The following is a 1,405-nucleotide window of genomic DNA, read 5'->3' on the forward strand; positions in this document are numbered from 1 at the left end:
GTTGGGGTGGACGGCTCCCAACGGCATCGCAATGTGCCAGAGTGAGTGCGTTGCAAGACTCAATCAAGGGAGCCGCCCGTGGAGCAAATTACCCGCATAGGCATGGATACGTCAAAGAACGTTTTTCAACTGCATGGCGTCGATGCAGCGGAGAAGCCAGTGCTGCGCAAGAAGTTGACGCGCCGAGAGATGATTCGGTTTTTCGAAAAGCTGCCACCCACCCTCGTCGCTATCGAGGCATGCGGCAGTTCACATCATTGGGCTCGTCTTCTCGGATCGCTCGGGCATGATGTAAGGTTGATCGCGCCGCAATTAGCGAAGCCCTACGTCAAGCGCGGCAAGAACGACGCTGCGGATGCCGAAGCTCTCTGCGAAGCGGTGAGCCGCCCAACAATGCGCTTCGTTCCGGTAAAGACTGCAGAACAACAGGCCGCGCTCATGTTGGTCGGGGTGCGCGAAAGGCTTATTCAGAAGCGCACCCAGCTCGTCAACGCTATACGAGGGTATGGCGCGGAGTTCGGCATCACCGCGGCGACGGGTGCATGTCGCGTCGTACCGCTTCTCGAGTGCATCGCGGAAGATGAAACGATACCCGAATTGGCGCGCGAACTTTTTGCGCTGCAGGGAAAGGAATATGCGCAGCTCCAGTGCGAGATCGAACGGATCGACGCGAAGCTGATGGAATGGCATCGCAACGACGAATGTAGTCAGCGACTGGCCAAAATTCCCGGCGTTGGGCCTATCGGCGCGACCTTGCTCATGATGAAAACGCCCGATCCGCATCTATTCAAATCCGGTCGGGATTTTGCGGCATGGATGGGCCTGACCCCCAAAGATCACTCGACCGCCGGCAAGACAAGACACGGCGTTATCACTCGCGCTGGTGATGAGCTTCTCAGAAGCACGCTCGTGGTCGGAGCCACCGCAGTCGTTCAGCACGCCCGCAATGGGCGAGGCAGGAATCTAACACCGTGGCTTATCGGCTTGATTGCACGAAAATCGCCTAAGCTCGTTGCGGTTGCCGTTGCTAACAAAGCCGCACGTGTCGCGTGGAAACTCATGGTGAGCGGCGAGCGATACCAGTGCGTCGCGCCGCCCGCGCTAACTGCGGTAGCAGCATAAGAATTAGCCAGGGACGATGAGCAAAATATCAATGCTATCGTACTGAGCTGATCCGTGATCTTGCATGAAGAGAGCAGATGGTGCGATCGATCGATCCGAGGCGTGTGACACTCCGTCAGTTCCAATGGCCATCACAGGCCGCTGCCTTGTTGGGAACACACACCGCGGAAACCATCTTGGCCAGCGGTCACGTGCGACCGCACCGAAAGGCCGGACATATGGAAGCAAGCGATCCGATCAAATTTTCCGTTCAGCCCTTGCAAGAGGGAGCCGTCCACATATG

Annotated in this window: 1 protein-coding gene; it reads left to right on the plus strand. The window is 57.6% G+C overall.

Annotated elements, in window-relative coordinates; all coding sequences use genetic code 11:
• Nucleotides 1-78 precede the first annotated feature (78 nt).
• Nucleotides 79-1,122, plus strand: coding sequence for an IS110-like element ISShsp1 family transposase (locus SX1_RS22190; protein WP_026150064.1), 1,044 nt, complete (start codon nt 79-81; stop codon nt 1,120-1,122).
• Nucleotides 1,123-1,405 lie beyond the last annotated feature (283 nt).

It is taken from the genome of Sphingobium xenophagum NBRC 107872, assembly GCF_000367345.1.
Lineage (GTDB): Bacteria > Pseudomonadota > Alphaproteobacteria > Sphingomonadales > Sphingomonadaceae > Sphingobium > Sphingobium xenophagum.